Source organism: Fodinisporobacter ferrooxydans, assembly GCF_022818495.1.
GTDB classification, from domain to species: Bacteria; Bacillota; Bacilli; order Tumebacillales; family MYW30-H2; genus Fodinisporobacter; species Fodinisporobacter ferrooxydans.
Window position 1 is genome coordinate 1,397,367 of record NZ_CP089291.1, and the last position, 22,685, is coordinate 1,420,051.

At 43.7% G+C, this 22,685-nt stretch carries 37 protein-coding genes; 32 read left to right on the forward strand and 5 right to left on the reverse strand.

Annotated features, from left to right (window positions below):
- Positions 1–89: 89 nt before the first annotated feature.
- The 30 genes from rplV (at position 90) to LSG31_RS06730 (ending at position 16,898) form a co-directional block, all read left to right on the forward strand.
- A complete protein-coding gene (rplV, locus tag LSG31_RS06585) occupies positions 90–428 on the forward strand; it encodes a 50S ribosomal protein L22 (protein WP_347438589.1) in 339 nt (112 codons plus the stop codon).
- Positions 429–451: 23 nt separating this feature from the next.
- Positions 452–1,123 carry a 30S ribosomal protein S3 gene (gene rpsC / locus LSG31_RS06590; RefSeq protein ID WP_347438590.1) on the forward strand — a complete coding sequence of 224 codons (672 nt, stop codon included), beginning with the start codon at positions 452–454 and terminating at the stop codon, positions 1,121–1,123.
- Positions 1,124–1,126: 3 nt separating this feature from the next.
- Positions 1,127–1,561 carry a 50S ribosomal protein L16 gene (rplP, locus tag LSG31_RS06595; RefSeq protein ID WP_347438591.1) on the forward strand — a complete coding sequence of 145 codons (435 nt, stop codon included), beginning with the start codon at positions 1,127–1,129 and terminating at the stop codon, positions 1,559–1,561.
- The gene (rpmC, locus tag LSG31_RS06600) at positions 1,551–1,748 is read left to right on the forward strand and encodes a 50S ribosomal protein L29 (RefSeq protein WP_347438592.1); all 198 of its coding nucleotides are present in this window, start codon (positions 1,551–1,553) and stop codon (positions 1,746–1,748) included. The genes rplP and rpmC overlap by 11 nt, the downstream gene beginning before the upstream one ends.
- Before the next feature lie 26 nt (positions 1,749–1,774).
- Positions 1,775–2,038: a 30S ribosomal protein S17 gene (gene rpsQ, locus LSG31_RS06605; RefSeq protein WP_347438593.1), complete on the forward strand. Its 264-nt coding sequence runs from the start codon at positions 1,775–1,777 to the stop codon at positions 2,036–2,038.
- 146 nt (positions 2,039–2,184) lie between these two features.
- Entirely contained in the window at positions 2,185–2,553 is a 369-nt protein-coding gene (gene rplN / locus LSG31_RS06610) for a 50S ribosomal protein L14 (RefSeq protein WP_347438594.1), read from the forward strand.
- A 47-nt stretch (positions 2,554–2,600) separates the two neighbouring features.
- The gene (rplX, locus tag LSG31_RS06615; protein ID WP_347439453.1) at positions 2,601–2,915 is read left to right on the forward strand and encodes a 50S ribosomal protein L24; all 315 of its coding nucleotides are present in this window, start codon (positions 2,601–2,603) and stop codon (positions 2,913–2,915) included.
- A 25-nt stretch (positions 2,916–2,940) separates the two neighbouring features.
- The gene (rplE, locus tag LSG31_RS06620) at positions 2,941–3,483 is read left to right on the forward strand and encodes a 50S ribosomal protein L5 (RefSeq protein WP_347438595.1); all 543 of its coding nucleotides are present in this window, start codon (positions 2,941–2,943) and stop codon (positions 3,481–3,483) included.
- Between the two features lie 60 nt (positions 3,484–3,543).
- On the forward strand, positions 3,544–3,729 hold the full coding sequence (locus tag LSG31_RS06625; protein ID WP_347438596.1) for a type Z 30S ribosomal protein S14: 186 nt from the start codon (positions 3,544–3,546) through the stop codon (positions 3,727–3,729).
- A 30-nt stretch (positions 3,730–3,759) separates the two neighbouring features.
- Positions 3,760–4,158: a 30S ribosomal protein S8 gene (gene rpsH, locus LSG31_RS06630; protein ID WP_347438597.1), complete on the forward strand. Its 399-nt coding sequence runs from the start codon at positions 3,760–3,762 to the stop codon at positions 4,156–4,158.
- Between the two features lie 30 nt (positions 4,159–4,188).
- A complete protein-coding gene (rplF, locus tag LSG31_RS06635; RefSeq protein WP_347438598.1) occupies positions 4,189–4,728 on the forward strand; it encodes a 50S ribosomal protein L6 in 540 nt (179 codons plus the stop codon).
- Positions 4,729–4,761: 33 nt separating this feature from the next.
- Positions 4,762–5,130 (forward strand): 50S ribosomal protein L18, encoded by a 369-nt coding sequence (gene rplR, locus LSG31_RS06640; protein ID WP_347438599.1) that lies wholly within the window; start codon positions 4,762–4,764, stop codon positions 5,128–5,130.
- Positions 5,131–5,157: 27 nt separating this feature from the next.
- The gene (gene rpsE, locus LSG31_RS06645; RefSeq protein WP_347438600.1) at positions 5,158–5,655 is read left to right on the forward strand and encodes a 30S ribosomal protein S5; all 498 of its coding nucleotides are present in this window, start codon (positions 5,158–5,160) and stop codon (positions 5,653–5,655) included.
- A 13-nt stretch (positions 5,656–5,668) separates the two neighbouring features.
- Positions 5,669–5,854: a 50S ribosomal protein L30 gene (gene rpmD, locus LSG31_RS06650; protein ID WP_347438601.1), complete on the forward strand. Its 186-nt coding sequence runs from the start codon at positions 5,669–5,671 to the stop codon at positions 5,852–5,854.
- 29 nt (positions 5,855–5,883) lie between these two features.
- Entirely contained in the window at positions 5,884–6,327 is a 444-nt protein-coding gene (rplO, locus tag LSG31_RS06655; protein ID WP_347438602.1) for a 50S ribosomal protein L15, read from the forward strand.
- Complete coding sequence (secY, locus tag LSG31_RS06660; protein ID WP_347438603.1) at positions 6,328–7,626, forward strand: preprotein translocase subunit SecY; 1,299 nt, start codon at positions 6,328–6,330, stop codon at positions 7,624–7,626. It abuts the gene before it with no gap.
- A gap of 38 nt (positions 7,627–7,664) precedes the next feature.
- Positions 7,665–8,318 carry an adenylate kinase gene (locus LSG31_RS06665; RefSeq protein WP_347438604.1) on the forward strand — a complete coding sequence of 218 codons (654 nt, stop codon included), beginning with the start codon at positions 7,665–7,667 and terminating at the stop codon, positions 8,316–8,318.
- Positions 8,315–9,061, forward strand: coding sequence for a type I methionyl aminopeptidase (gene map / locus LSG31_RS06670; protein WP_347438605.1), 747 nt, complete (start codon positions 8,315–8,317; stop codon positions 9,059–9,061). The genes LSG31_RS06665 and map overlap by 4 nt, the downstream gene beginning before the upstream one ends.
- Before the next feature lie 71 nt (positions 9,062–9,132).
- Positions 9,133–9,351, forward strand: coding sequence for a translation initiation factor IF-1 (infA, locus tag LSG31_RS06675; RefSeq protein ID WP_096180994.1), 219 nt, complete (start codon positions 9,133–9,135; stop codon positions 9,349–9,351).
- Positions 9,352–9,381: 30 nt separating this feature from the next.
- Complete coding sequence (gene rpmJ, locus LSG31_RS06680) at positions 9,382–9,495, forward strand: 50S ribosomal protein L36 (RefSeq protein WP_347438606.1); 114 nt, start codon at positions 9,382–9,384, stop codon at positions 9,493–9,495.
- Between the two features lie 173 nt (positions 9,496–9,668).
- On the forward strand, positions 9,669–10,037 hold the full coding sequence (gene rpsM, locus LSG31_RS06685; protein WP_347438607.1) for a 30S ribosomal protein S13: 369 nt from the start codon (positions 9,669–9,671) through the stop codon (positions 10,035–10,037).
- An 18-nt stretch (positions 10,038–10,055) separates the two neighbouring features.
- A complete protein-coding gene (rpsK, locus tag LSG31_RS06690) occupies positions 10,056–10,457 on the forward strand; it encodes a 30S ribosomal protein S11 (RefSeq protein ID WP_347438608.1) in 402 nt (133 codons plus the stop codon).
- A 95-nt stretch (positions 10,458–10,552) separates the two neighbouring features.
- The gene (gene rpsD / locus LSG31_RS06695; RefSeq protein WP_347438609.1) at positions 10,553–11,179 is read left to right on the forward strand and encodes a 30S ribosomal protein S4; all 627 of its coding nucleotides are present in this window, start codon (positions 10,553–10,555) and stop codon (positions 11,177–11,179) included.
- Between the two features lie 83 nt (positions 11,180–11,262).
- On the forward strand, positions 11,263–12,207 hold the full coding sequence (locus tag LSG31_RS06700; RefSeq protein ID WP_347438610.1) for a DNA-directed RNA polymerase subunit alpha: 945 nt from the start codon (positions 11,263–11,265) through the stop codon (positions 12,205–12,207).
- Between the two features lie 60 nt (positions 12,208–12,267).
- A complete protein-coding gene (gene rplQ, locus LSG31_RS06705; protein WP_347438611.1) occupies positions 12,268–12,630 on the forward strand; it encodes a 50S ribosomal protein L17 in 363 nt (120 codons plus the stop codon).
- Positions 12,631–12,866: 236 nt separating this feature from the next.
- Complete coding sequence (gene truA / locus LSG31_RS06710) at positions 12,867–13,676, forward strand: tRNA pseudouridine(38-40) synthase TruA (protein ID WP_347438612.1); 810 nt, start codon at positions 12,867–12,869, stop codon at positions 13,674–13,676.
- Positions 13,677–13,833: 157 nt separating this feature from the next.
- Positions 13,834–14,280 (forward strand): 50S ribosomal protein L13, encoded by a 447-nt coding sequence (gene rplM, locus LSG31_RS06715; RefSeq protein WP_347438613.1) that lies wholly within the window; start codon positions 13,834–13,836, stop codon positions 14,278–14,280.
- Positions 14,281–14,294: 14 nt separating this feature from the next.
- The gene (gene rpsI / locus LSG31_RS06720) at positions 14,295–14,687 is read left to right on the forward strand and encodes a 30S ribosomal protein S9 (protein ID WP_347438614.1); all 393 of its coding nucleotides are present in this window, start codon (positions 14,295–14,297) and stop codon (positions 14,685–14,687) included.
- A 233-nt stretch (positions 14,688–14,920) separates the two neighbouring features.
- Positions 14,921–15,637, forward strand: coding sequence for an N-acetylmuramoyl-L-alanine amidase (locus LSG31_RS06725; RefSeq protein ID WP_347438615.1), 717 nt, complete (start codon positions 14,921–14,923; stop codon positions 15,635–15,637).
- Between the two features lie 187 nt (positions 15,638–15,824).
- Positions 15,825–16,898 carry an Mrp/NBP35 family ATP-binding protein gene (locus tag LSG31_RS06730; protein ID WP_347438616.1) on the forward strand — a complete coding sequence of 358 codons (1,074 nt, stop codon included), beginning with the start codon at positions 15,825–15,827 and terminating at the stop codon, positions 16,896–16,898.
- A gap of 93 nt (positions 16,899–16,991) precedes the next feature.
- Here LSG31_RS06730 and LSG31_RS06735 read toward each other — a convergent pair whose 3' ends face one another.
- Together LSG31_RS06735 and gerD are read right to left on the reverse strand one after the other, a co-directional pair.
- Positions 16,992–18,488 (reverse strand): LCP family protein, encoded by a 1,497-nt coding sequence (locus LSG31_RS06735; protein WP_347438617.1) that lies wholly within the window; start codon positions 18,486–18,488, stop codon positions 16,992–16,994.
- Positions 18,489–18,778: 290 nt separating this feature from the next.
- Positions 18,779–19,438 carry a spore germination lipoprotein GerD gene (gerD, locus tag LSG31_RS06740; RefSeq protein WP_347438618.1) on the reverse strand — a complete coding sequence of 220 codons (660 nt, stop codon included), beginning with the start codon at positions 19,436–19,438 and terminating at the stop codon, positions 18,779–18,781.
- Between the two features lie 133 nt (positions 19,439–19,571).
- Between gerD and LSG31_RS06745 the strand changes: the two genes are divergently transcribed.
- The gene (locus LSG31_RS06745) at positions 19,572–20,150 is read left to right on the forward strand and encodes a KinB-signaling pathway activation protein (protein ID WP_347438619.1); all 579 of its coding nucleotides are present in this window, start codon (positions 19,572–19,574) and stop codon (positions 20,148–20,150) included.
- A 13-nt stretch (positions 20,151–20,163) separates the two neighbouring features.
- On the opposite strand, the gene pdaB is transcribed toward LSG31_RS06745, so the two are convergent.
- The gene (gene pdaB / locus LSG31_RS06750; RefSeq protein ID WP_347438620.1) at positions 20,164–20,934 is read right to left on the reverse strand and encodes a polysaccharide deacetylase family sporulation protein PdaB; all 771 of its coding nucleotides are present in this window, start codon (positions 20,932–20,934) and stop codon (positions 20,164–20,166) included.
- A 100-nt stretch (positions 20,935–21,034) separates the two neighbouring features.
- On the opposite strand from pdaB, the gene LSG31_RS06755 reads away from it, so the two are divergent.
- Positions 21,035–21,643, forward strand: a complete 609-nt coding sequence (locus LSG31_RS06755) for a stage II sporulation protein M (protein WP_347438621.1) — start codon at positions 21,035–21,037, stop codon at positions 21,641–21,643.
- A 66-nt stretch (positions 21,644–21,709) separates the two neighbouring features.
- On the opposite strand, the gene LSG31_RS06760 is transcribed toward LSG31_RS06755, so the two are convergent.
- Positions 21,710–21,958: a hypothetical protein gene (locus tag LSG31_RS06760; RefSeq protein ID WP_347438622.1), complete on the reverse strand. Its 249-nt coding sequence runs from the start codon at positions 21,956–21,958 to the stop codon at positions 21,710–21,712.
- 35 nt (positions 21,959–21,993) lie between these two features.
- Complete coding sequence (locus LSG31_RS06765; protein WP_347438623.1) at positions 21,994–22,590, reverse strand: DedA family protein; 597 nt, start codon at positions 22,588–22,590, stop codon at positions 21,994–21,996.
- Positions 22,591–22,685 lie beyond the last annotated feature (95 nt).

Sequence of the window (22,685 nt, forward strand, 5' to 3'; positions counted from 1 at the left end):
GCGTGTCAATGAATACTTTGGCAATTCAAGAAAAGTTGATTATGACACGCCAGGACGTGTTGACGTAGTACAAGAGAGGAGGTTAAACTATGCAAGCGAAAGCAGTTGCTCGATATATTCGTATCGCACCGCGCAAAGTTCGTTTGGTTGTCGATTTGGTACGCGGCAAGAAAGTAAGCGAAGCATTTGCTTTGTTACAATACACACCGAAAGCTGCTGCACCGATCGTAGAGAAAGTTTTAAAATCTGCTATGGCGAATGCTGAACATAACTTCGATATGGACGTTAACTCTTTATACATTACTGAAGCGTATGTGGATCAAGGTCCTACTTTGAAGCGTTTCCGTCCTCGTTCCCAAGGTCGTGCTTATAGCATTATGAAACGTACGAGCCACATTACATTGGTGGTTGGCGAAAAAAATAAATAATTTTTGAAGGAGGGACATGCGAAATGGGTCAAAAGGTGAACCCGGTCGGCTTGCGCATTGGTGTTATCCGTGATTGGGAATCCAAATGGTTTGCTGACAAGAAGGATTATACAGAATTGCTTCATGAAGATCTGAAAGTTCGCGATTTTGTTTTGGCACGTTTAAAAGATGCATCTGTCTCGACAGTAGAAATCGAACGCGCTGCAAATCGTGTGAATGTGACCATTCATACTGCAAAACCAGGCATGGTGATTGGTAAAGGAGGAGCAGAAGTTGATGCTCTTCGCAACAAACTCAGCCAATTGACTGGCAAGCGAGTTCACATCAATATTAGTGAAATTAAAAGCCCTGAACTGAATGCACAGTTGGTTGCAATGAATATTGCGCAGCAGTTGGAGCGCCGTGTTGCTTTCCGTCGTGCGATGAAACAAGCGATTCAACGCACGATTCGTTCGGGAGCAAAAGGAATTAAAGTACAAGTATCCGGGCGTCTTGCCGGTGCCGAAATTGCTCGTACGGAAGGTTATGCAGAAGGCACAGTTCCACTTCATACACTTCGCGCAGATATTGATTATGCTACAGCAGAAGCTCACACAACATATGGACGTATTGGTGTGAAAGTCTGGATCTATCGTGGCGAAGTACTTCCTACAAAGGGTGGCGCAAAGCAACAAACCGAAGAAGGAGGTCAGTAAACCATGTTGATGCCGAAACGCGTGAAACACCGCAGAGAACATCGCGGTCGCATGAAAGGCCAATCTAAAGGTGGCACACAAGTGGCATTCGGCGAATACGGTTTACAAGCACTCGAGCCAGCGTGGGTTACAAACCGCCAAATCGAGGCTGCTCGTATCGCGATGACACGTTATATCCGCCGTGGCGGTAAAGTCTGGATTAAAATATTCCCAAGCAAACCGGTTACACAAAAGCCGTTGGAAACTCGGATGGGTGCCGGTAAAGGTAGCCCGGAAAAGTGGGTTGCAGTCGTCAAGCCTGGCCGCATCATGTTCGAATTGGCTGGAGTACCGGAAGAAACAGCACGTGAAGCGCTGCGTTTGGCTGCTCACAAGCTTCCAATCAAGACGAAGTTTGTAAAACGTGAAGAAATGGTGGGTGAAGCAGATGAAAGCTAAAGAAATTCGTGATTTGACAACTGCGGAACTCGAAACAAAAGTAAACGAACTGAAGGATGAATTATTTAACCTTCGTTTTCAATTAGCAACGGGTCAACTTGAAAATCCGATGCGTATTCGTCAGGTTCGTAAAGATATCGCTCGTGCTAAGACAATCCTGAAAGAGCGTGAGCTTGGGATTAGTTAATATCTCGTAGGAAAAGGAGGATTTGTATGAGCGACCGGAATTATCGCAAAGTCCGTACTGGTAAAGTGGTCAGTGATAAAATGGATAAAACCATTGTTGTTGCGGTTGAAACATCGATGAAACACCCACTATACGGTAAAACGATCAAGCGTACAAAAAAGTTTAAAGTTCATGATGAAAATAATTCGGCTGGCATTGGCGACACCGTTAAAATTATGGAAACAAGACCAATCAGCAAAGAAAAATGCTGGAGATTGCTTGAAATCGTCGAAAAAGCTGTTATTATTTAAGTTTGTGTGATGGATTTCGTATTTTGCGATGTTAAATAGTATTGTGTTTAGGTTCCAAACCGGCACAATTATTGATAGAGCGTGTTAACTTTTGTGAATCGTACTCAAGAGTGCATTTCATTACAGTTTGAAAGGAGGTTTCCACAGTGATTCAAGCTCAAACAAGACTAACTGTGGCTGACAACTCGGGAGCGAAAGAAATTATGTGTTTCCGTGTGCTTGGCGGATCCAATCGCCGTACTGCGAATATCGGTGACATTATCGTTGCTTCTGTAAAATCCGCAACACCCGGTGGCGTTGTCAAGAAAGGCGACGTTGTAAAAGCTGTAATCGTGCGTTCGAAGCGTGGCGTTCGTCGTGAAGATGGTTCGTATATCCGTTTTGACGAAAATGCGGCAGTTATTATTAAAGAAGACAAGAGCCCACGTGGAACTCGTATTTTTGGCCCTGTTGCTCGTGAATTACGCGAAAGAGATTTCATGAAAATCATTTCCTTAGCTCCAGAAGTTCTTTAATTGGAGGATGAGTCCTCGAAGGAGGTGTAAGTATGGCAAACGCAAAACTGCATGTAAAAAAAGGCGATGAAGTTGTAGTCATTGCCGGTAAAGATAAAGGAAAAAAAGGCGTGATTTTGGCTGCATATCCTTCCGATGCCCGCGTCCTTGTTGAAGGTGTCAATATGATTAAGCGTCATACGAAGCCAAATGCTGCAAATCCGCAAGGAGGCATCATCGAAAGGGAAGCGCCGATTCATGTTTCGAATGTGATGATTGCGGATCCGAAGACCGGTCAACCTTCTCGTATTGGCAAGAAAATTTTAGCTGATGGAACAAAAGTTCGGTATGCAAAAAAATCTGGTGAAGTCATCGATAAGTAACCAGGTCGGAAAGGAGGTTCCTTAAATGGCGAGATTAAAAGAGTTCTATGCACAAAACGTTGTGCCATCTTTGATGAAAAAATTTAATTACAGCAGCGTTATGCAAGTTCCCAAGATTGAGAAAATCGTTATCAACATGGGGCTTGGAGAAGCTGTTCAAAATCCGAAAATCTTGGATACGGCTGTTGAAGATCTGCAATTGATCGCTGGTCAAAAACCTGTGATCACGCGGGCGAAAAAATCCATTGCCGGTTTTAAAATTCGTGAAAATATGCCGATCGGTGCGAAGGTAACGCTGCGCGGTGAACGCATGTATCATTTCTTGGATAAATTGTTCAACGTTGCGCTTCCTCGCGTACGTGACTTCCGCGGTGTATCTCCAAAGGCGTTTGATGGACGCGGCAACTATACGCTTGGTTTGAAAGAACAATTGATCTTCCCGGAAATCGATTATGATAAAATCGATAAACTCCGTGGTATGGATGTTGTCATTGTCACTACATCCAATACTGATGAAGAAGCACGCGCTTTATTGACAGAAATGGGAATGCCTTTCCGTCAAGCATAAGAATAGAACCACATTTGACATAGCTGTCCGTCGAAATTAATCCGTGGGAGGTAAATGGAAATGGCTAAGAAATCCATGATTGCAAAAGCCCAACGGAAGCCTAAATTCAGCAGCCGAGCGTATACACGCTGTCGTGTTTGCGGGCGCCCGCACAGCGTTTTGCGGAAGTTCGGAATTTGCCGGATTTGCTTCCGGGAGCTAGCGTACAAAGGACAACTTCCTGGTGTTAAGAAAGCCAGTTGGTAATAGAGGATTTAAGGGAAGGAGGTATACTTCATGGTAATGACTGATCCAATTGCAGATATGTTGACTCGCATCCGCAATGCCAATACTGTTGGTCATGAGCAGGTGGAAGTTCCAGCTTCCAACATGAAACGCAGCATCGCCAACATTTTAAAAGAAGAAGGATTTATTCGTGATGCCGAGTTTATTCCTGATAACAAACAAGGGATTCTACGTATTTTCTTGAAATACGGATCCAATCAAGAACGCGTAATTACTGGATTGAAGCGTATCAGTAAGCCAGGATTGCGGGTATATACGAAAAACGATGAATTACCAAGAGTTTTAGGTGGATTGGGGATGGCGATCATCTCTACATCGCACGGTTTGATGACAGACAAACAAGCACGTCGTGCTGGAATCGGCGGCGAAGTGCTCTGCTACGTATGGTAATGACTTCTTTAGTGAACGGAGGTGTATGAATTGTCTCGTATCGGTAAAAAACCTATTGCAATCCCGGCAGGTGTTGAAGCGAAACTCGATGGTAACGTATTGACAGTTAAAGGTCCTAAAGGTTCTTTAACTCGTGCGTTGCATCCGGATATGATTGTTGAAATTGCTGACAGCGAAATTAATGTAAAACGTCCTTCTGATCAAAAGTTGCATCGCAGCTTGCATGGTACGACTCGAAGCGTTGTGAATAATATGGTCGAAGGTGTTACAAAAGGTTTTGAACGTGCTCTTGAATTGGTCGGCGTTGGATATCGTGCAGCGAAGTCCGGAAACAAGTTGACGTTGTCCTTGGGCTTTTCCCATCCTGTCGAAGTTGTTCCGGAAGAGGGAATTGAATTTGATGTGCCTGCTACGAACAAAGTAATCGTAAAAGGTATTGACAAGGAGAAAGTCGGAGTTATTGCTGCTCAAATTCGCGCATATCGTGAACCGGAGCCTTACAAAGGCAAAGGGATTAAATATGAAGGCGAACGGATTATTCGTAAGGTCGGTAAAACTGGTAAGAAATAATTATGATGTTGCTTGAAAGGAGTGAGACATCGGATGATTACGAAATCGGACAAAAATAAAGCTCGTAAACGTCGTCACTTCCGGGTTCGGAAAAAAATTGCCGGAACTTCGGAGTGTCCACGTTTGAATGTGTTCCGTTCTTCGAAACATATCTATGCACAATTAATCGATGACGCAAAAGGCAGCACATTAGTTTCTGCTTCAACAGTAGATCCTGAATTGCGGGATTCTATTACAAACGGCGGAAACGTTGAGGCCGCTCAAAAAGTCGGCGAATTGGTAGCAAAACGCGCGCTCGCAAAAGGATTTAAAGAAGTCGTGTTTGATCGCGGCGGGTATTTATATCATGGACGGATTCAAGCATTGGCAGACGCTGCCCGTGAAGCAGGTCTTGATTTCTAGAACACTTTAGAAGAAGGAGGTAACACCATGCGTATTGATCCAAGTCAGCTTGAGCTTTCTGAAAAGGTTGTTGCGATTAACCGCGTAGCTAAGGTTGTTAAAGGTGGTCGGCGCTTCAGCTTCAGTGCTCTTGTCATTGTTGGTGACGGAAATGGACATGTCGGCGCAGGCCTTGGGAAAGCAGGAGAAGTTCCGGAAGCAATCCGTAAAGGTATTGAAGACGCGAAAAAGAATCTTGTTTCAGTTCCTCTTCAGGGAACGACTGTACCGCATGATATCGTTGGACGGTTCGGAGCAGGCAAGATTTTGATTAAACCTGCAAAAGAAGGTACTGGAGTTATCGCCGGTGGTCCAGCTCGTGCAGTTTTAGAATTAGCCGGCATCAAAGACATTGTTACAAAATCTCTTGGTTCTTCAAATGCCATGAATATGGTTAATGCAACGATTGACGGGTTGCGTCGCATTCATCGTCCGGAAGAAGTTGCAAAACTTCGTGGCAAATCTTTAGAAGAGATTTTAGGTTAAGGGGGAGAATGCAGTGGCTAAATTGCAAATTACCCTCAAGCGTAGTCTGATCGGACGTCCGGAAGATCAACGTTTGACAGTACGTACATTGGGTTTGAAAAAAATTCAGCAATCCGTTATTCATAATGATACGCCGGGAATTCGAGGTATGGTTCAAAAGGTAAGCCATCTCGTTGAGGTTAAAGAGATCGAAGCGTAACACATTTTACGTATCAAGGAGGTGCAACCATGCAATTACACGAATTAAAACCAGCAGAAGGTTCCAAACATACTCGCAAACGCGTAGGTCGGGGTATTGGATCTGGACACGGCAAAACATCGACTCGCGGTCATAAAGGGCAAAATGCTCGTTCTGGCGGCGGTGTTCGTGCAGGTTTTGAAGGTGGTCAAACACCTTTGTTCAGACGTTTGCCAAAGCGTGGTTTCAATAACACAGTTTTTGCTACCGAATTTGCAATTGTCAATCTCAATCAATTGAATAAATTCGAAGCGGGAGCTGTTGTAACACCAGAGTTGCTTTTGGAAAAAAGAGTGATTCGTAAAGCACTTGATGGTGTCAAAATTTTGGGTCAAGGTGAATTGGCTGTCTCACTTACCGTTCGTGCGAATGCATTTTCCAAATCAGCAGTTGAGAAAATTCAAGCTGCTGGCGGTACAGTTGAGGTGATTTAATTGTTCCGGACATTTGTGAACATTTGGAAGATCGCTGAGTTGCGCAGCCGTGTATTAATTACATTGGCGCTGCTCGCGGTTTACCGTATTGGAACTTTTATTCCTGTGCCGAATGTTGATGCAACTGTTCTGAAAAAGATTGGAGACAACCCGGTTTTCGGTTTGCTCAACACCTTTTCCGGGGGTGCTCTCCAAAACTTCTCTATTTTTGCCATGAGTATTTATCCCTATATTACAGCGTCAATTATTATCCAGCTATTGACGATGGGTGGGATTAAACGTTTTGAAGATTGGCAAAAAGAGGGGGAGTCTGGCAGACGTAAAATTACGTCTGTTACTCGTTATCTGACAGTTGTTTTGGGATTGGTTCAATCTGTAGGATTATCACTCTCATTTGGTCGACAGGCTGCAGGTTTGATTGTAAATCCAAGCTTTGCAACATATGCATTGATTGCGCTCACTCTGACTGCGGGAACGGCGTTTTTGATGTGGCTGGGTGAACAAATTACTGATAAAGGGATTGGAAACGGAATTTCGATTTTGATATTTGCCAGTATTATTTCAAGGATCTACAAAGGTGTTGAAACAATTTACACAAGCTGGTTTTATCAACATCCCGACCAATTGTTTATCAATATCGTTAAAGTTGTAATTTTATTGATCGGAATTGTTTTGATCACTGCCGGGATCGTATTTGTCTATGAAGGCATACGAAGAATTCCTGTGCAGTATCCAAAACGTGTTGTAGGACGCAAAATGTACGGCGGTCAATCTACACATATCCCGTTAAAAGTAAATACCGCAGGGGTAATCCCGGTCATTTTTGCAACTTCTCTTTTGTTTTTGCCAGCGCAAGTAGCCAGTTTTTTTGTTGGACGGCCTGGCGCTCATCCGATTGCGGAATGGTTTCAGGCGACTTTTAGTCCCGGCTCTGTAACGTATGTTATATTAGAAGTGTTTTTCATTATCGGGTTTACGTATTTTTATACGTTTGTACAATTGAATCCTGTACAATTATCTGATCAGATGAAAAAGAACGGCGGATATATTCCTGGAATTCGGCCGGGAAAACCGACAACAGTCTACATTACCAAAATTATGAATCGCATAACGTTGGCCGGTTCACTTTTTTTGGCTGCTGTTGCCGTGCTTCCTATCCTGTTTCTAGGTACAACGGGCTTGAGCGGAATATACTTCGGCGGAACTTCGCTTCTAATTGTGGTCGGGGTAGCGATTGAAACGATGAAGCAGTTGGAAAGTCAGTTGTTGCAGCGTCATTATAAAGGTTTTATTCGCTAGGGCGTGCTCGTGACTTTGTGAGAGTTGGAGGGAGAAGAATGCAAATACTTTTTATGGGTTTGCCTGGTGCAGGTAAAGGCACGCAAGCGGAACGGATTGTTCGGGAATTTGGCATACCGCATATTTCAACTGGCGATATGTTTCGCGCAGCAGTGAGCGAAGGAACACCACTTGGGTTACAAGCAAAGCAGTATATGGATCAAGGTCTGCTGGTACCGGATGATGTCACAATCGGCATTGTGAAAGAACGTTTGTCAAAAGAGGATTGTGATGCCGGATTTTTATTGGATGGATTTCCACGGACAGTCCCACAAGCGCAAGCGTTGGACGATGTACTGTCGGAACTTGAGAAAAAAATAGATTCCGTCATTCATTTGCATGTCGATCGTTCTCTCCTTCTTCCACGTTTGACGGGTCGTCGTGTATGTCGGTCTTGTGGTTCTGCATACCATGTCATCTTTAATCCTCCGAAGCAGGAAGGGATTTGCGATAAATGTGGCGGTGAACTTTTTCAACGCCCGGATGATCATGAAGATACAGTTGCAACCAGACTTGATGTGAATATAAAACAAATGGAGCCGTTACTTGCGTATTACCGGGAAAAAGGCGTTTTACACACGGTTGACGGCGATGCGCCAATCGATGTGGTGTTTCAGCAGATATCTAAGGTTTTACGAGGTGCTTTAGAATGATCGTTAGTAAGTCCAAACATGAATTAGAACTGATGCGTGAAGCGGGCAGAATCGTCGCATTGACTCATCAAGAGTTAAAACAGGCAATTCGTCCGGGAATTACAACGAAAGAACTCGACGATATCGCTGATGCGTTTATACGTTCGCAAGGCGCACAATCATCCTTTAAAGGGTATCATGGGTATCCTGCCTCGATCTGTGCTTCAGTCAATGAAGAACTGGTGCATGGGATACCTGGTTCGCGCGTATTGCGGGACGGGGATATTATCAGCATCGATATTGGTGCACATATCCACGGATACCATGGTGACTCTGCCTGGACATATCCGGTCGGCACGATTTCGGATGAAGCCACGCGTTTGCTTCAGGTTACCGAAGAGTCATTATATAAAGGCATTGAACAGGCTACGACGACAAATCGTCTGTCTGATATCTCGCATGCTATACAGACGTACGTAGAAGCACAAGGATTTTCAATTGTTCGGGAATATGTTGGACATGGTATCGGTCGCGAAATGCATGAAGATCCCCAAATTCCGAATTATGGGCCGCCGGGACGCGGACCGCGATTGAAAAATGGAATCGTACTGGCGATTGAGCCGATGGTGAACGCTGGTTCCTATCATGTCAAAACGTTAGCGGATAATTGGACAGTTGTTACGGTAGATGGCAAGTATGCAGCACATTTTGAACATACGGTTGCAATTACGGATGACGGTCCGGAAATCCTGACGAGATTGTAAAATTCATTGTTGCATTCGATACGTTTGTTGCATTCGATATGGATATTCAGACTGAAGGAGGAGTAAATGGAATGGCCAAAGATGATGTCATCGAGGTTGAAGGTACTGTGATCGAACCATTGCCGAATGCAATGTTTCGCGTCGAGTTGGAAAATGGACATAAGATCCTTGCTCACGTATCCGGTAAAATTCGCATGAATTATATACGGATCTTGCCTGGTGACCGTGTTACGGTAGAATTGTCTCCATATGATTTAACTCGTGGTCGCATTACGTATCGGTTTAAGTAATTAAGGACTTACCATAAGGAGGAATCAGCAATGAAAGTGCGGCCTTCAGTGAAGCCCATTTGCGAAAAGTGCAAGATCATTCGTCGCAAAGGAACCGTTATGGTCATTTGCGAGAATCCAAAACACAAACAACGTCAAGGCTAATGGCTTTTTATCTGTTGACTTGAATAAGTTTTGTATAATATAATAAATCGTTATGGTTCAACACGGAACGTAGTGCGGCTGATTCTCTTGTGAATACCTATGGTTCCTGTTGTAGATATAGATTTTGTTTCTGCAATTGAAAAGAAAATTCACCTAGGAGGTGTAATCGATTCATGGCACGTATTGCAGGTGTTGACTTGCCTCGTGAAAAAAGGGTCGAAATTGCCCTCACCTATATTTTTGGAATTGGGCGCTCGACTTCTAATAAAATTTTGAGTGAAACTGGAATCAATCCGGATTCACGTGTGCGTGATCTCACAGAAGACGAAGTAAGCAAGCTTCGTGAGTATATTGACAAAAACATTAAAGTTGAAGGGGATCTTCGTCGGGAAGTTGCTCTCAACATCAAACGTTTAATTGAAATTGGCTGCTACCGCGGTATTCGCCATCGTCGCGGTCTTCCGGTTCGCGGGCAGAGATCCAAAACAAATGCTCGTACACGGAAAGGTCCTCGTCGTACGGTAGCCGGTAAGAAGAAATAATAAGGGGGGATTCTAGAGATGGCTAAAGCGAAACGTACTGCGACAGCACGTCCAAAACGTCGCGATCGGAAAAACGTCGAAGTTGGTGTTGCACATATCAAATCAACGTTCAACAATACCATCGTAACGATTACAGATCCCACCGGTGCAGCAATTTCATGGTCAAGTGCTGGTGCACTTGGGTTTAAGGGTTCTCGTAAAAGCACTCCGTTTGCAGCGCAAATGGCAGCGGAAGCAGCTGCTAAAGCTGCGATGGAACATGGTATGAAGTCTGTTGAAGTTTTCGTAAAGGGACCTGGTGCTGGTCGTGAAGCTGCAATTCGTTCCTTACAAGCAGCCGGATTGGAAGTTAACCTGATTAAAGACGTTACTCCGATCCCGCATAACGGTTGCCGCCCACCAAAGCGTCGTCGTGTCTAAATTACTGATTTGAAATCCTAAACGGTTAGTATGCCGAAATATAAAAATATTATTCAGTTTTATGTATAATCCTTGCAGGAGGTGTCAATACTAGAATGGCAAGATACACTGATGCTGTATGCCGTCTATGCCGTCGTGAAGGTGTGAAATTGTACCTGAAAGGCGATCGTTGCTACAGCGATAAATGTGCGATCGACCGTCGTGCCTATGCCCCTGGCCAACATGGGCAAGGACGCAAAAAGCTTTCTGAATATGGTCTGCAATTACGCGAAAAGCAAAAAGCTCGCCGTGTTTACGGAGTTCTTGAAAAACAATTCCGCGGCTATTACCAAGAAGCAAGTCGCCGTAAAGGTATTACAGGTGAAAATTTACTGCAAATCCTCGAGAGCCGTTTAGATAATGTCGTTTATCGATTGGGTTTTGCTGCTTCTCGTGCGGAAGCTCGACAACTCGTTCGCCATGGACACTTTACAGTCAATGGCAAGCGTGTAGATATTCCATCTTATTTAACACGCGTTGGAGATGTAATTGGTATTCGTGAGAAAAGCCTGCAATCTCCGCGCTTTAAAGATTTACTTGAATTTGCGCAAAATCGAACGGCTCCAGCATGGTTGGAACGTGATCTGAACACTCAGACCGGGCGTATTGTTCGTATACCTGCTCGAGATGAGATCGATGTTCCGGTAGCTGAACAGATGATCGTCGAGCTGTACTCGCGTTAATCCCCAGTCACTCGGCAGTGTATCACCCTCAGCTACGCAAACCTCATTGATAGATTGAGTTGTCGAGAAGGAGGGTTACGTGCATGATCGAAATTGAAAAGCCGAGAATTGAAACTGTCGAGATTGCTAATGACGGTACGCATGGAAAATTTGTGGTAGAGCCCCTGGAGCGTGGTTATGGTACGACTCTGGGGAACTCTTTGCGCCGCATTTTGCTCTCATCTTTGCCTGGTGCTGCTGCAACCTCAGTAAAGATTGAAGGAGTCTTGCACGAGTTTTCCACTGTCCCCGGCGTTGTAGAAGATACGACAGAAATCATTCTCAATTTAAAGCGTCTTGCTTTAAAAATCCATTCTGATGAAGAAAAGACGCTGATCATCGAAGCAGATGGAGAAGGTGTAATTACAGCGGGAGATATCCGCGCAGATTCTGATGTTGAGATCTTAAACCCGGATCTTCATATTGCAACACTTGCGCCAAACGCAAAAGTGTATATGGAGATTTACGCAAATACGGGTCGTGGATATGTACCGGCAGATCGGAATAAAAAACCTGACCATGAAATTGGTGTGATTCCGATTGACTCTATCTATTCTCCTATTTCTCGAGTGAACTATACGGTTGAAAATACGCGCGTCGGACAGAATACTGACTATGATAAATTAACATTGGAAGTATGGACCGATGGCAGTATTTATCCGGATGAAGCTGTCAGTCTCGGAGCGAAAATTTTGACAGAGCATATGATGCTGTTTGTAGGTTTGACAGAAAAGGGCAAAGAAGCTGAAATTATGGTCGAAAAAGAGGATGACAAAAAAGAAAAAGTCCTTGAAATGACCATTGAAGAACTTGACTTATCTGTTCGTTCTTACAACTGTTTGAAGCGTGCGGGCATTAATACCGTTCAAGAACTTTGCTCCAAGACAGAAGAAGAAATGATGAAAGTTCGTAACCTCGGTCGCAAATCTCTGGAAGAAGTTCAGGAGAAACTTCAGGATTTGGGTCTTGGTTTGCGCAAAGAAGATTAACCTTACTAAATCTATTACCTTAAGTGCGATGAATCATACGATGAGGAGGAGGGCTGGACAATGGCATATCGTAAACTTGGACGGCGTACAGGTGCTCGTAAAGCTTTGTTTCAAAGTCTTGTAACGGACCTGTTTATTTATGAGCGGATTGAGACAACGGAAGCGAAAGCGAAAGAAATTCGTTCAATTGCTGAAAAGTTAATTACCCTTGCCAAGCGCGGTGACTTGCACGCTCGTCGTCAAGTGGCTGCTTTTGTACGCCCTGAGATCGCGGACGAAGCAACTGGACAAGATGTTGTTCAAAAACTCTTTTCTGAAATTGCACCTCGTTTCTCAGAACGTAATGGCGGGTATACACGTATTTTGAAACTTGGACCACGCCGTGGAGATGCAGCTCCAATGGTATATTTGGAATTGGTTTAAACTTTTTTCGGATACAAGTTTTAAGATCGGGTTTCCGTTTGTTGTATACATTTGATTATGATCATCCTCTAATGGACAGGTAGTGTTAGAGGATGATCTTTTGCTATTAACGGTTGTCGATGCGATTATGGAATGCAGTGTGTTCTGAATGATTCGTAAGGGCGACACAAGTATTGAATCGTTCTCTGCATTGTCTTTTGTACTCTTTTACTCTATATGCGAGGATCTAAGCGGTTGTGGGCGGACATGGACAGGTACAATCGAATATAACGGAAACCGTCAAGTTTATTGTAAGCTATGATGGCACTGATTTTCATGGATTTCAAATGCAGCCAGGACTTCGGACTGTTCAAGGTGTTTTTACAGATGTATTGTCAAATGTAGTAAAACACCCGCTTCATGTCGAAGGATCTGGCAGAACGGATGCAGGTGTGCATGCGATCGGACAAGTCATCTCCGCAAAAGTACACTGCAGCATTCCTGCTGAGAAATGGCCGATTGCTTTAAATACTCGTCTTCCGAATGATCTGTGTGTACGTGAAGCGGAGATGATGCCGGATGATTTTCATGCGCGTTTTTCTGCCGTCGGAAAAACGTATCGGTATACAGTGGATCGCGGGAAGGTTCCGGATATATTTCTACATCGGTATGCATTTCATCATCCGCGGCGGCTGAATCTCCCGCTCATGTATGAAGCAAGTCAATATTTGATTGGTACTCATGATTTCACAAGCTTTTGCGGTGCATCGAGTCCGGTTGATGATAAAGTCCGAACGATCTACTCCATTACACTGATTGAGGAAGGCCAGTTGCTTCATTTGTATTGTACCGGTAACGGCTTTTTGTACAATATGGTGCGAATTCTGGCTGGTACATTACTTCAAGTGGGTGTTGGGCGATGGAAGCCTGAACATATTGTTGAAATGCTTCGACAAAAAAATCGGACGAAAGCAGGTATAACCGCACCGGCACACGGGTTAAGTTTATGGCAAGTGTATTATGACCGGCAGCAACTGGACAGGTTTGTTTCTTCTTTTGGCATGTAACTGTTTAAACTACATGCTCGATATAGATTATATAGATCATTTTTGCAGATCAAGTATTGACTATTCGTTGAATATTTCGTAAAATATTTCATGGTATTTTACATTCCCACTAGCCCCGGGCAATGAAAAATATCATGAAAGCCTAGGAGGGAATTCCATGCGTACAACTTACATGGCGAAACCAGGCGCCGTGGAACGCAAATGGTATAGTATTGATGCAGCAGGAAAGACTGTTGGACGTCTTGCGACTGAGATTGCTACAATCCTGCGCGGTAAACATAAGCCAGAATTTACACCACATGTAGATACTGGAGACTTTGTAGTGGTAGTGAATGCAGAGAAAGTTGTATTTACAGGCAAGAAATTAACAGACAAGCTCTATCGTCGTCATTCTGGTTATCCAGGTGGATTAAAAAGTGCAAGCGCACTTGAAATTTTACGCGGAAAGCGTCCAGAAAACGTTCTGTACTTGGCTGTTAAAGGTATGCTTCCTCACAATACTTTGGGAAGAGCGCAACTCAAAAAACTCAAAGTTTATGCGGGGCCTGAGCATCCGCACAGCGCACAACAACCGATTCCTTGGGAATCGCGTAACGAACAATAAAGGAGGTTGGCCCTGTGGCACAAGTACAGTATTGGGGTACAGGTCGTCGTAAGCATTCAGTTGCACGTGTACGACTCATTCCTGGCGATGGAAATATTGTAATTAACAAACGCGGTATTGATGACTATTTTGGTCTTGAAACTTTAAAATTAATCGTAAAGCAGCCGTTATTGTTAACTGAAACACTTGCAAAATATGATGTTTTGGCTAACGTCTATGGCGGCGGTAACAGCGGTCAAGCGGGCGCCATTCGTCATGGCGTTGCTCGTGCTCTTTTGAAAGCAGACCCTGAGCTTCGTCCAGCTTTGAAGAAAGCCGGCTTTTTAACCCGTGATCCACGGATGAAAGAGCGTAAGAAATACGGCCTAAAAGCTGCTCGTCGTGCACCGCAATTCTCGAAACGTTAATGATTTGCATCACGCGTTAAGGATTTGCATCAAATTGTATGAAAGATACAAATTTTTGTATCGTGTTTCGTGTTATGAATAGAACACACGGCAAGGTTGTCTGCAGTGCAGACAACCTTTTTTCTTTTTCTGCCTGGCAATCGAGGGATGAATGTCCATGCATGTACATATACTCCATATGTGTGCGTTTTGACGTTGGATTGTTCTATCTTTTCTATGTCAGGAGGATCTTAATGCAGCGACGGAAATCCGCTTTTTTGCTTATTTTCACAATGCTCTTTGCCGGCGTATTGTATGTGTCAGATATATATTGGGCCAAGCCGACGACAGCCGTGTTTCGCATGCCATTGGAAGGAAAGACGTTTGTACTTGATGCAGGCCATGGCGGTGTTGACGGGGGAGCGAAAGGGCCTGACGGGACAATGGAAAAAACGGTTACTTTGCCGATTGTCCTGTATTTACGGGATCTGATGGTACAAGCCGGTGCCCATGTAGTTTTGACCAGAGATATTGACAAAGATTTGGCGCCATCTGATTTGCAGGGATTGAGCAAACGTAAAACTGCAGATCTGAAAAGCCGGTTGCAAATCATCCGGAATGCGAAGCCTGATTTATTTATATCTGTCCATACAAATGCAGATCCTTCACCGCAGTGGTCAGGTGCACAAACCTTTTATCCAAAGGACGATGAGTCGAGCAAAGAAATTGCCAATCTGGTACAGCGTTCGTTTCAAAATCATTTGATTCCAACGAATCGCCAAGTCAAGCAAATTGAAGGGATCTACTTGATGACACATGCGGATGTACCGGCTGTACTTGCTGAAGTCGGATTTATCTCAAATCCGACAGAATCATCAAAATTAAAAACAAAAGCATATCAACAAACAATAGCTGCTTGCATTTATACTGCAGTTGTTCAATATTACAGTGAAAAGCTTGGCCGGCTCTAAAGAATTGTCCCATGGCGTTTTGTTTGCGAATTACGCTGTTTGTGAACTGCCAGGAAATCGTAAGTTGTACAGAAAGAGTGACGATTTTCACTGTGCAATCATTTGAAAAAAAGGTACAATGAGAATGATATCAGCCAGCGGGCTGTTTTGATAGGAACATCATTGAATATTACAGGAGGTGACCGATTTGGTAACAGAACAACAAATTCTAGACGCGCTGCGGCCAATCGAGGATCCAGAAGTACATAAAAGTATTGTCGAGTTGAATATGGTACGCTCCGTGGATATTCAGGGCGACCACGTCAAGGTTGAAGTCGCTTTGACAATTAGCGGTTGCCCGCTGCGGACAGTCATTGAAAATGACGTAAAAAAGGCTCTTCTGAATGTCCCGGGAATTCGATCCGCTGAAGTGGTATTGGGAACGATGACGGATGAGGAGCGGGCGAAGTTTACTTCCACATTGCGTGGTGATCGTCCTGAGCATCAGTCGCCATTGTTGGCAACGGATTCCAAGACGGAATTTATTGCTGTGGCAAGCGGCAAAGGTGGAGTGGGTAAATCGACAGTAACGGCGAATTTGGCGGTTGCCTTGGCTCGAAAAGGCCTTCGCGTCGGAGTCATCGATGCAGATATATATGGATTTAGTATTCCCAATATATTTGGATTAGGGGATCGCAAACCGACAGTTGTTGACAACGTCATTATTCCTGTGGGAAAAGAAGGCGTAAAAATTGTTTCCATGGGATTTTTTGTTCCGGAAAATAGTCCAGTCATCTGGCGTGGCCCCATGCTTGGGAAAATGATTCGCAACTTCTTTAATGAAGTGCATTGGGGCGATGTGGATGTCATGCTGCTGGATCTGCCGCCTGGTACGGGGGATGTCGCATTGGATATCCATCAAATGCTTCCCAAAAGCAAAGAATTGCTTGTAACGACACCACAGTCCAATGCATCGGAAGTTGCGGTCCGCGCTGGTTTGATGGCGAAACGGACCAATCATGAAATCCTCGGTGTGATTGAGAATATGTCTTACCTCGAATGCGGCAAATGTGGGGACCGTACGTATGTATTCGGGCAAGGGGGCGGTGCGCGTTTGGCAGAAGCGCTGCAGGTTCCATTGTTGCAGCAGATACCATTAGGAGTTGCTGCAAATGAGGGAACAGGAATTTTTGCTGCGGAATCTTCCCAAGGCAAAGCATACGCAGCATTAGCGGATGATGTAGCTGAAAGGCTTGGACAGACCGCAGCTTCCCGCAAATAAGTCAACGACAAAAAACAACGACAAAAAACGGATGAAGGGACTCAATATATAGGTCCGCCCCATCCGTTTTATTTTATTTCCGTTCACGCGTTATCAATGATTCGAGATATAGGAAGCGGAAGCGTATCCGATCGTTCCGTTTGATAATGCAATTTTATCCCAACTGCCTTCATTTTTCAGAATTGTTACATGTTCACCAACATGTAATGACGTCAAGATTCGATAATTCATTCCGGGTCCGGATCTTACGTTTAATGGCGCTTGTGCAGTCCCTTCTTGATTGGATGGACTCGTTGCCGATGGATTGCCCGAATTGGCAGAATTTGATGAATTGTCTGTTGAAGCAGTCGAATTTTGATTGCCGCCTGTCTGACTGTTTGCATTTGCATTTGCATTCGTTCCCGTATTTGTGCCTGTGCCAGCCCCGTTCGCATCATTGGCTTGATTGGAAGCCGTGCCGGTCGACGGGTTGCTGGAAGACGGTGTCCAATTAATCGTAGTTTCCGGATCTTGTACCGGGTTTTGAATGACCTTTCCATCATTCAAAAATTCATTTGCAACGTATTTTGCTTCCGACTGGTTGACTCTCCAATAGCTGACTCCGTTGATGGTTTCAAAACTGCCCGGCAATGTCTCATGAATCACAGGCTGATGCGAGAAAATCTCTGCCCGGGTTGCCAGCTTTAATGCATCACTTTGAGGTAAATTGGTATTAAACATGCTCCAGAATTGTTGGATGATACTCGGCAGTTTAGGGATTGTCTGTATGGACAACAGCTTATCTTTCAGCGCTTGCAAAAAGATTTGTTGACGCATCGTACGTTGGATGTCTCCAAGGGCGTCTTCCCTAAATCGTACGTATCCGAGTGCCTGACTGCCATTCAGTGTTTGCAAGCCTTTCTTTAAGTCGATAATGTTGTCTTGCGTATCTCCCGTATTGTAGTACATATTGCGGTCGACATTGATTGTCACACCGCCAACCGTATCGACGATACCTTTCAGGCCTCCGAATTTTGTAATGGCATAGTAATCGATCGGCTGGCCAATCAAGTCTGCGACAAGCTGCTCCGTCAACTTGATTCCGCCAATCGGCAGTGCCGCATTGATCTTGTCCATTCCGTGTCCGGGAATATCGATCCTCGTATCCCTTGGAATGGAAAGCATTTCAATACGGTTATGTTCCATGTCAAGGCTGGCCAGGATTAAAGAGTCTGTGTTGCTGGCCAACTCCGATTCACCCGGTCGAGTATCCGTACCGATTAAAAGAATATTGATCCGCTGCTGGCTGAGCATGTCGCTTGCATCTTGCTGCGATTGATTGGAATTTGCTCCTGAATTGAAGTTAGTATTTTGATCAGAAGGCATAATTCTGGTATGTGCTTGCAACGGTGAAGCGAGAACATACCAGCCCGCTCCGCTTCCAAGTAAAAGCAACACACCTAATGTTCCAATCAAAACCGGCAGTTTCGATTTCTTCTTTTTCCTGGACCGTGTTCCTTGCCTTCCTTGCGCTGCTTGTTGTGCTTGTGCAGCAAACGTGTGATTCAAAACTTCTCTATTTTGTTGTTCGTTGGAATTTTTCTTTTTCATTGTTATAAAACCTTTCACAAAGAAATCTTAGTAATCGGCTATGCAGAATGCATTACATGTACCTTTAAAAAGATGTTCAAAAAGTAGTCAAAACTCCACGGCGGATTGCTTTACCGAATCCCACTTCAAAAAGGTCCGAATTTAATACATTCTTCAAAAAACAACAAAATCCTGTTTGCTTCGACAAAGAAAAACAACGCGTCTGTATAAATATATCAAGAAGTTCAAAAAATGCAGCACTTTATTATGTGTCGATCAGACTTTTTCCGCCTTGATCAGATTTTTCAGCCTTAAGACCCTTCATCAGAAGATTGGCTTTGTTGACTTTGTTTATCCTTGCTTTGGCTACCCGATTTCTGTTGTTGCGGTTGTGCAGTTGCCCCTTGTTTTATGGCTTCTTTCACCGTTTCCATAAATAGCAGCTTAAATTCAGGGTTTTGCAGCGCTTGTGTCATAATATTCATGGTTTGCTGACGATATTCTGGTGTTTTCGTTAGATCCATTAACATCTTTTGGTATTCCGGTGTTTTCATCAAAGACAACATGGATTTTTGGTATTCCGGATCTCCCATTAACTGTTTTAAAATTTGTGTCGATTCTGTCTTTGAAGCTTTTACAATAGCCGCTGCGAATTTTGGATCTTTCATTTGCTGTTGTAAAAATGCCTGATTTTGATTTTTCATCATGGTTTTTTCCAATATTGTCTGCATATCCTGTTCGTTAATCGCCAAAGATTTTTTAAATTCAGGATCTTTTGCAATGTCTTTTAAAGTTGTTAAACCTTGTTGGGAATGCAAAATATCGAGTACCATTGTTTTTACTTCATTGTAATTGGGTTGTGAAGATGTCTGTGCAGAAGCTTCCGGTTTTGCAGCCGCACCACATCCTGAAAGCACAAAAATCAGTATTGCGGTCAATGTAAGAATCGTATTGAAACGGATTCGACCCATACAAAAGTCCCTCCTCTGCGGTGTCCCTCTCTTTAATATGTGTCAAGGATATGTAGATATACAGATTTCAGCTTGTAGGGTATGATGGAAGATGATACAGATTTTGATTGTTCGGTATCCATGAGGTGATCGTATGAATGTAAAACGGCTGTTTCTGCTGATTCTTGGCGCAGTCAGTTGCGGGATGTTGCTTGGAGTCGTCCTGGCATCTTCCGGGCTATTTGCTCACATCTCGACTATTAATGGTTTGATTACGGGTGGATTTGTAAGCGCAACGAGTTTAATGGGATTTTGGGCATATCTTACCCTGAATTTTATCATGCGCGGGTTTCGATTTTGGCATGCATTGCAAGTGATCGTTCTGGCAATTGTCTGTATCGATGTTGTTGTTCTCCGCCACGATTTGCAAGGGGCAATGGACTCATATGCACCCTATCTATGGTTTGCCGTCTGGCCGCTGCTGATTGCTGGAATTGCAGCGGGCATCAAGGCGAAACTTGCGGGAGCGCGCGCGTTTCTGCCGGCTTTATTTTTCATGTATGTGTTTACGATTGTGGAGTGGATCCCTGGATTGCAGTTATCAGGGCAACTCGGTATGCAAACAATGGTGGGGATCATCTTGCTAGGATGCAACAGCTTTCTCCTATTGATCCTTGGTAAAATTATAAAACCCTCAACACCGGTTGAGGGGAAATCAGCAGTTATGAACTGATATGCAGCGGGAGTTAGGATTCCTTTGAGGAAATATTGGCTTCCGATAGCAATTCTGACACAGTTACGAATTGATAACCTTTTTGGCGCAATCCGTCGATAATGGTTGGCAGTGCTTGCACCGTTTGTTTACAAGAATCGCTTGCATGCATGAGAATAATATCGCCTGGCACAGCTTTTGTCACGACACGCTGTACAATCGTACTGACACCGGGATTTTTCCAGTCCAGGGAATCGGTTTTCCATTGGATGACTTTATATCCCATTGCGTTTAATTTTGTCAATACACGTTTGTTAAAATCTCCATTCGGTGTGCGAATCAAAGTTGTCTTGACGCCGGTAACCTGATAAATGGCTTCCTGTGCTTTTCGAACTTGACCATCAATCCATGCGTCGTCAAATTCGGAAAAATTTTTATGAGCATGTCCATGACTGCCGATTTCAAAACCCATATCTTTGATTCGTTTGGCAATCTCCGCGTGTTGCAATGTCCAGGGACCGGAGAGAAAAAACGTTGCCTTATTCAGTTTTTTTGCTTGCAAGACATCGAGAACAGGACCAGGCGTTTTTTCTCCCCAACTGATGTCAAATGTCAACGCTACCATTTTTTTTGTTGTATTGACTTGGTAAATCGCTGTTGGAGCCTTTGGCGCCTGATATGTATCTTCGGCAACTGATTTGGTTTTGGCATCAATAGTTTGCGGTACAATAGGCAAAATAACAAGCGATAGGAATAGAATGATGAAGCAGCAAATCCCATACCATTTTTTATTATTCACATACATCGAATCAAAAACCTCCCAACAAACAATGTCAATACAAGTGTTTGTTGAAATGTTAAAATTATGCAGACAATCTTTGGGAGGAACGTAGGGAGTAATTCGGATGAGAATAGGGAAAATACTGAAAGCCAATTACCGATATATCCTTGCCATGACTCTGATTTTCTTTGCGGGAGCTGGTTTGGGGGGGATAGACCGCCATGCTTTGCACCCATTTATGCAATCGCAATTGGAACATTTAAAGACGATTGCCGGCGATATCAAACAGAGGAATAATCCGCTTTATACAACAATGCAGATTTTTTTCAATAATTTTGAGGTCGGCATTATTTATGTGCCGCTCTTAGGTATATTTTTTGGTTTGTTTCCAATTTTTATGATTTTTACGAACGGATTACTTGTCGGGTATGTTGTGAGCGGAATTACGACAGAGATGCATTTGAGCGTCTGGAAGGTGTTGCTGTTTGGCATCTTGCCACACGGCATTCTTGAAATTCCTGCTTTCATCTTTTCTGCATCGATTGCGATGAAGCTGGGATTTGTCATGATCCGGCCGATTCCCGCAATGAGTCGCGGCCAGAGCTTGCGCTACGTAGTCCATGAGTATATTCCGGTTCTCATTGCAGTCAGTGCGGTATTGCTCGTTGCAGCTTGCATTGAAGGGTTTGTTACACCTGTCTTGATGCATGCATTTTTGCTGCAGCGGCAATAAGGCGGAATGATCGAATCGCGTAAACGAAAAAGGGTAGTCAGTATGCAGGTTACGGTGGAAAGCATGTTACAGATCGTAAATACTTTCCACTTCTTCTGCACCAAAGGAAATCTCATGTATTTCCTCTTTTTGAGAGTAGGATACTTTATACACTGTCAGCGTACGGTTGATCAATTTAGGCGAAGTGATGTCAAAATCAGCCAATAACGCTTCCTCTATCGTTTGTTTTTCTTTTACATGTTCATCATGCGGATCAATCATTTCTAATGCAGTCAGTTGTGTCCAGCTCATTAATAACAACTCAAAATCTTCCACGTTATATCCTCCCAATATATGTATCGATTATCCGATCACTGAGGTTTTTTTTTTCGGAACCATATGTAAGAGGCAATCGCCAAAACCACAGCAAAAGGTATTAGCCAGAGGGCATAATGGTGAATCATATGTTCTACTTTTCGCCAGTGCATTCCAACGGATTTTCCGATCGTAATGAAAACGAAGGACCAGAATAATCCGCCTGGCAGCGCATATAATGCAAACTCTTTATACGTCATATTGCCAATACCTGCACTATATGCAGTCAGATGACGGAAACCGGGAATAAAAAACCCGAAGAAAATCGTCCATTTCCCGACTTTATGGAACCATTCTTCGACTCTTCGAATTTTTTCTTCGGTAATGCCTACTTTGCTTCCATATCGATGGATCAATGGCATTCCTACAGCATGTCCGATATAAAAGCTTAATGAGATGCCGACAGATGTTCCACAAAATGCTCCGAAAAGAATTCCCAGATAATTTAACTCGCCTTTTGATACCATAAATCCGGAAAACATCAACAGCACTTCATCAGGCACGGGTATTCCCACAATACCTAATGTGAGCAAAAGGAATAGACCGATATATCCGTATGTTGATATAATTCCTATAATTATATGTTCACCCACGTGGAGCCTCCAATCCCGATCGGCATCAATTCATAGAGATTGTAACATACAAAAGATTAGCCATTCCATGAAAAAGAAGAAAATAAATGAAAAAT

What these genes read in the sequence shown, in the direction of transcription:
- rplV (WP_347438589.1), top strand. Translation starts at nt 90, where the DNA reads ATGCAAGCGAAAGCAGTTGCTCGATATATTCGTATCGCACCGCGCAAA.
- rpsC (WP_347438590.1), top strand. Translation starts at nt 452, where the DNA reads ATGGGTCAAAAGGTGAACCCGGTCGGCTTGCGCATTGGTGTTATCCGT.
- rplP (WP_347438591.1), top strand. Translation starts at nt 1,127, where the DNA reads ATGTTGATGCCGAAACGCGTGAAACACCGCAGAGAACATCGCGGTCGC.
- rpmC (WP_347438592.1), top strand. Translation starts at nt 1,551, where the DNA reads ATGAAAGCTAAAGAAATTCGTGATTTGACAACTGCGGAACTCGAAACA.
- rpsQ (WP_347438593.1), top strand. Translation starts at nt 1,775, where the DNA reads ATGAGCGACCGGAATTATCGCAAAGTCCGTACTGGTAAAGTGGTCAGT.
- rplE (WP_347438595.1), top strand. Translation starts at nt 2,941, where the DNA reads ATGGCGAGATTAAAAGAGTTCTATGCACAAAACGTTGTGCCATCTTTG.
- LSG31_RS06625 (WP_347438596.1), top strand. Translation starts at nt 3,544, where the DNA reads ATGGCTAAGAAATCCATGATTGCAAAAGCCCAACGGAAGCCTAAATTC.
- rpsH (WP_347438597.1), top strand. Translation starts at nt 3,760, where the DNA reads ATGGTAATGACTGATCCAATTGCAGATATGTTGACTCGCATCCGCAAT.
- rplR (WP_347438599.1), top strand. Translation starts at nt 4,762, where the DNA reads ATGATTACGAAATCGGACAAAAATAAAGCTCGTAAACGTCGTCACTTC.
- rpsE (WP_347438600.1), top strand. Translation starts at nt 5,158, where the DNA reads ATGCGTATTGATCCAAGTCAGCTTGAGCTTTCTGAAAAGGTTGTTGCG.
- rplO (WP_347438602.1), top strand. Translation starts at nt 5,884, where the DNA reads ATGCAATTACACGAATTAAAACCAGCAGAAGGTTCCAAACATACTCGC.
- LSG31_RS06665 (WP_347438604.1), top strand. Translation starts at nt 7,665, where the DNA reads ATGCAAATACTTTTTATGGGTTTGCCTGGTGCAGGTAAAGGCACGCAA.
- map (WP_347438605.1), top strand. Translation starts at nt 8,315, where the DNA reads ATGATCGTTAGTAAGTCCAAACATGAATTAGAACTGATGCGTGAAGCG.
- infA (WP_096180994.1), top strand. Translation starts at nt 9,133, where the DNA reads ATGGCCAAAGATGATGTCATCGAGGTTGAAGGTACTGTGATCGAACCA.
- rpmJ (WP_347438606.1), top strand. Translation starts at nt 9,382, where the DNA reads ATGAAAGTGCGGCCTTCAGTGAAGCCCATTTGCGAAAAGTGCAAGATC.
- rpsM (WP_347438607.1), top strand. Translation starts at nt 9,669, where the DNA reads ATGGCACGTATTGCAGGTGTTGACTTGCCTCGTGAAAAAAGGGTCGAA.
- rpsK (WP_347438608.1), top strand. Translation starts at nt 10,056, where the DNA reads ATGGCTAAAGCGAAACGTACTGCGACAGCACGTCCAAAACGTCGCGAT.
- rpsD (WP_347438609.1), top strand. Translation starts at nt 10,553, where the DNA reads ATGGCAAGATACACTGATGCTGTATGCCGTCTATGCCGTCGTGAAGGT.
- LSG31_RS06700 (WP_347438610.1), top strand. Translation starts at nt 11,263, where the DNA reads ATGATCGAAATTGAAAAGCCGAGAATTGAAACTGTCGAGATTGCTAAT.
- rplQ (WP_347438611.1), top strand. Translation starts at nt 12,268, where the DNA reads ATGGCATATCGTAAACTTGGACGGCGTACAGGTGCTCGTAAAGCTTTG.
- rplM (WP_347438613.1), top strand. Translation starts at nt 13,834, where the DNA reads ATGCGTACAACTTACATGGCGAAACCAGGCGCCGTGGAACGCAAATGG.
- LSG31_RS06725 (WP_347438615.1), top strand. Translation starts at nt 14,921, where the DNA reads ATGCAGCGACGGAAATCCGCTTTTTTGCTTATTTTCACAATGCTCTTT.
- LSG31_RS06735 (WP_347438617.1), bottom strand. Translation starts at nt 18,488, where the DNA reads ATGAAAAAGAAAAATTCCAACGAACAACAAAATAGAGAAGTTTTGAAT.
- gerD (WP_347438618.1), bottom strand. Translation starts at nt 19,438, where the DNA reads ATGGGTCGAATCCGTTTCAATACGATTCTTACATTGACCGCAATACTG.
- LSG31_RS06745 (WP_347438619.1), top strand. Translation starts at nt 19,572, where the DNA reads ATGAATGTAAAACGGCTGTTTCTGCTGATTCTTGGCGCAGTCAGTTGC.
- pdaB (WP_347438620.1), bottom strand. Translation starts at nt 20,934, where the DNA reads ATGTATGTGAATAATAAAAAATGGTATGGGATTTGCTGCTTCATCATT.
- LSG31_RS06755 (WP_347438621.1), top strand. Translation starts at nt 21,035, where the DNA reads ATGAGAATAGGGAAAATACTGAAAGCCAATTACCGATATATCCTTGCC.